Source organism: Bradyrhizobium sp. Leo114, assembly GCF_055229415.2.
Genome location: NZ_JBUYEN020000153.1, coordinates 1 through 1,745, shown reverse-complemented (window position 1 = coordinate 1,745; position 1,745 = coordinate 1). Strand labels below are relative to the sequence as shown.

Sequence of the window (1,745 nt, the reverse complement as noted above, 5' to 3'; positions counted from 1 at the left end):
GATCCGCGCCCACGATCGAGCAGGCCCGCCGTTCCGACAGGCTCATGACGGCCTGCAGATGCGCGACCGCAGCGCGCTTGGCGGCGGGCCCTACCATTTTTTTGAAAGCAGCTCGCGAAGCGCCGCCCATGAGGGCAATAAGGAAACGGTGCGAGCACGAGGCGGGGGATCGTACATTCGCGGGCGCAAAGGCCCATCAGACAGAACCTGTGTTGAAGTCGGACGAAGACGAGGCGGTGGCGCGCCAGCGCGCGCTGCTCAACCGGATTATCTCACTGCAGAAGCGCCGTCGTCATAATCTGACTTGACCTTCCGCTGAGCGGCAGCCGGCGTCAGTTGGCGCGTCGGATCTCTATCACGAGGAAGACTTCAAGCGCGGGCAGCCGGCATCGTAAACGAGTAACCCACTCCACGCACAGTTTTTATCAATCGGGGAGCCTGCGCATCTCCTTCAAGCTTGCGACGCAAACGGAGGATCTGAACATCTATGCTGCGATCGAGTATTTCTCCGTGCACACGCGTGGCCCGTTGTAGGTATTCTCGCGACAATGCCCGTTCTGCTGATTCAACAAAGGTCACCAGGAGCGAATATTCCGCCGCAGTCAAGGGTACCACCCGGCCTGAAGGATCATAGAGTTTTCGAGATTTGAGGCGCAGCTCCCACCCCGCGAAGAGCCATCGTGCGCCCTGCGCGCGGCTTCTCATTCCAGCTGTGAAGCGAACCCGGCGCCTGCTCAGAGCGTTGATGTGAGCGAGAAGCCGAGCCATGGACAGTGGTGTCGTTAGATATTCATCGGCACCGGAGTTCAGCCAGGTCACAGCATCGTACTCATCCCGTCGGCTCCCTACGACAATAATGGGAACATCTCCTCGATCACGGAGAGTACGCAGGAGCTCGAATCCGTTGTGCCGGACGAGGTCCATATTTACAATGATGACCTCATCGTTGTTGTAGCGGGTCAGCGCTTCTTCGCGGGTACGCACCAAGGCCGTACACAAGTTGTTGTTTCTCAAATATTCGTCCATCGTCTGGATAAGATTGAGATCATTATCGACGATAGTGATGCATCCAATTTTGTAGGCGTGGTTCATGTATCTCCTTTCCGTGCAACGGATATTGTTCTTCATCTGACTGCAAGTCGCTTTCCCAACATTGGTGGCCTAAGCGCCAGACGAGAGCGGCGGGAGCAGTACGAAAGTTGTGGCCATCATGCCTACAACCATGGGAACGAAAAAAAATCGCGCCAGATGTCCGCCTGTGAGTCAAAAGGTCGCGGCTTAGCCACGAGCGTTAGCCGTCATGTCCGCGCCGACTTCGTACACGCGAAGCGAGAGCCGCTTGAACCGTTTTGTTAGTTGGAAATGTGGCCGCTTCTGATGTTATTCCTGCGGCTATGCCAGAGGCATCGTCTGCTGTGGTTGCTGTGGGTATGCGGTCAACGCGTCAGCGTTGTTCGATGTCCAGAGCCATCGCATGGGGATGTCCCGATCGCTGTTGAACTACGTCGGGCCGACGTAGTTCAACACCGATCGGGACATCCCCCTCATTGCGATTCACGGCCCCACACGAGTACATAGATGCACAAACAAAGAAAGGAGACAAAGCCATATATCCAGTGTGAAGTGGACCCCGGATTTTGGACCAGCGGCTTAGGTGGTGCGGATGCCGTTCCGTTTTGATAAACGGAGCGGACCATGAAGAAGACGAGACGGAAAATCGACGCGGCGCTGAAGGCAAAGATCGC

General features: G+C 56.3%; 2 protein-coding genes. Both read right to left on the bottom strand.

The genetic code is table 11. The annotated features are described in order from the left end of the window. Positions 1–369 precede the first annotated feature (369 nt). Positions 370–1,092, bottom strand: a complete 723-nt coding sequence (locus ACZIRK_RS45090; RefSeq protein ID WP_165435661.1) for a winged helix-turn-helix domain-containing protein — start codon at positions 1,090–1,092, stop codon at positions 370–372. Between the two features lie 452 nt (positions 1,093–1,544). Further along, the coding region (locus tag ACZIRK_RS45085; RefSeq protein ID WP_474419826.1) for a hypothetical protein at positions 1,545–1,745 on the bottom strand (201 nt) is incomplete at its 5' end.